The 2480-nt window shown below is 56.9% G+C and carries 3 protein-coding genes; all 3 read left to right on the forward strand.

Going from position 1 to position 2480, the window contains the following annotated elements; genetic code table 11:
• The first annotated feature begins 244 nt into the window (after positions 1–244).
• Genes IEY52_RS26300 through IEY52_RS26310 form a run of 3 tightly spaced genes read left to right on the forward strand, consistent with a single transcriptional unit; the run spans position 245 to position 2180 of the window.
• A complete protein-coding gene (locus tag IEY52_RS26300; protein ID WP_189009624.1) occupies positions 245–775 on the forward strand; it encodes an RNA polymerase sigma factor in 531 nt (176 codons plus the stop codon).
• A complete protein-coding gene (locus IEY52_RS26305) occupies positions 772–1419 on the forward strand; it encodes an anti-sigma factor (RefSeq protein ID WP_189009627.1) in 648 nt (215 codons plus the stop codon). Before IEY52_RS26300 ends, IEY52_RS26305 begins: the two co-directional genes overlap by 4 nt.
• Positions 1420–1466: 47 nt before the next feature.
• Positions 1467–2180, forward strand: coding sequence for a hypothetical protein (locus IEY52_RS26310; RefSeq protein ID WP_189009630.1), 714 nt, complete (start codon positions 1467–1469; stop codon positions 2178–2180).
• The last annotated feature ends 300 nt before the right edge of the window (positions 2181–2480 follow it).

The raw sequence follows: 2480 nt of genomic DNA on the forward strand, positions 1-2480 counted from the left end.
GGCAATCCAGGCATTTTGCCCTTCTTGACCCTACAGCGCGGTCCAAAACGGTTTGTGACCGCTGGGTCGCTTCTTGACCCTACAGCGCGGTCCAAAACGGTTTGTGACCGCTGGGTCGCTCGGCATCCATGCCCCTCCACATTTCCGGCCCTTAAAATGAATCCAAACCCCCTGAATGCGTGTCTCTATGTGTAGATGCGGACCCCGGCCCCTGAACCCCTCTCTCTGCTGACCTCTGGTGAACATGGACACTGAAACGCACCTTCTGCTCAGGCTCTCTGGCGGCGATGAAAACGCCCTGCGGGAGCTTTATGACCAGTTGCGCAGCCGGGTTTACACCCTGGCCCTGGAGATGCTGAAAAACCCCCAGGATGCAGAAGAAGTGCTGCAGGACACCTTTGTGAAGCTGTACCATCATGCACGGGAGTTCAGGCCGCAGATTCATGCACCGAAGGCTTTCATCTACACCATCGCCCGCCATGAGTGCCTGAACCGCATCCGGGCCAGGGAAGCCAGACCGGTGAACGCAGGGCTGGACCTTTCTGAGCACGACCATCTGGCTTCTGTGCCCTTCTCACACCCCGAAAACCGCATCACGGTAGACCACGCCATGCACCACCTCAACGAGCTTGACCAGCACCTGATCCACGACTCCTTCTTTCAGGGGTACACGCACGATGAACTCTCCAGCCGTTACCGCCTGCCGCTCGGAACCATCAAAACCCGGCTCAGGCGGGCCCTCTCGGCGATGAAAAAAGCACTGGAGGGGAAATGACACATCCACGTGACCACCTGATCAGCTACGTGCTGGGAGAACTCCCCGAAACCGAACGGGGGGCCATGGAAGCCCACCTGCTGGAATGCCCGGTGTGCAGCAAAAAAGTGCTGGAACTGCAGGAGGGCATGGAAGCCCTGGTGGAAAATCTGCCCGCAAAACCTGCGCCAGACGTGTGGAAGGCGATTCAGCAAAAGCTGCCAGCAAAACAGCCAGAAGCACCCAGATCCACACCCCTCTGGAGCCGTTTGCCTTTCATGGCTGCTTCCATTCTGGTGGTCGGGCTGCTGGGATATGGAACCATCGGTTTCATTCAGCACTACCAGAACAACACCCTGATCCGGCACTTTGTGGAAATCGCTGTTCGCACCGAGACCATCAAAACCAAAGCCGGGGAGTCCATTGCCCAGGTGATGTTCGCGGCAGATGGGAAAGCCCTGATTGTGCCCATCCAGCAGGCACCATCGGGCCGCACCTACCAGGCCTGGGGACGGGTCAAGAAAACCCCTTATTCGCTGGGCCTCACCAGGGGGGAACCCATCCAGGTGCAATACGCAGGGTTTGAACGGGTGGGCCTGAGCATGGAACCCAGCGGTGGCAGTGAGAAGCCCACCCAGCCTCTGGGTGGCATTGACCTGCTGTGAATCCAAATGGCTTTTCCGGGTGTCTCTAAGGGTGGAGGTAGTAAAAAATGAAACTTTTCTTGAGCCTTGCCCTGATGACCAGTGCCCTTGCCAGTGCCAGCAGCCTGATTCAATACCACGACGATGCCAAACTGGGACGCATCCTCACCGATTCCAGTGGCATGACCCTTTACATCTTCACCAAAGACGCGCCAGATGTGAGCAACTGTTACGACCAGTGCGCCGTCAACTGGCCTCCCCTGACCCTGCAGGATGCAAAAGACCTGCCAGATGAACCCGGTTATGGCCTGATCAAACGCAAAGACGGCGCTTTTCAGGTGACTTACAACAGCTGGCCCCTGTACTACTGGGTCAAGGACCAGAAAGCCGGGGACACCACCGGGCAGGCTGTGGGCAAAGTCTGGTGGGTGGCCAACCAGATGCCTCTGATCACCGTGCAGAAAGACACCGCCCAGGGCAATGTGCTGGCTGGTCCCAACAACATGACCCTCTACATCTTCACCAAAGACGAGGGCACCACCAGCAACTGCTACGACCAGTGCGCCACCAACTGGCCCCCTCTGCTGGTCTCCCATGAAATACAGCTGATGGGCACCTTCAAGAGCCGTCTGGGCGTCACCACCCGCAAAGATGGAACCCTGCAGGTGACCCTGGATGGCAAACCCGTGTATTACTGGGTCAAGGACCAGAAGGCCGGAGACACCACCGGTCAGGCTGTGGGGAACGTCTGGTGGGTCATTCAGGACGAAGCGGCCAAATAACACTTCTTCTGGGGGAGAAGTTTCAAGTGCCTCGGGGGTGACTCCGGGGCACTTATGTTTTCACTTATAAGTGTTTCCAGTGATGTGGGGGCAAGCCCTCACATCACTGTGGATTCAGCACCAGAACTTCAGAAGATTAAAATTCCTGCTGGACGGCATTTTTGGGTTTCATGAACCTCAAAAAAGTCCCGGCCTGCTCACCCTTGATGTTCTCCAAGCGTAACTGCTCAGCAGGTGAGATTGACTTTTCAAAACTGGTAAAGTAGGGGCACTGTGGAAGAACCGTGTCCCAACTGCTTG

Source organism: Deinococcus roseus (assembly GCF_014646895.1).
Lineage (GTDB): Bacteria > Deinococcota > Deinococci > Deinococcales > Deinococcaceae > Deinococcus_C > Deinococcus_C roseus.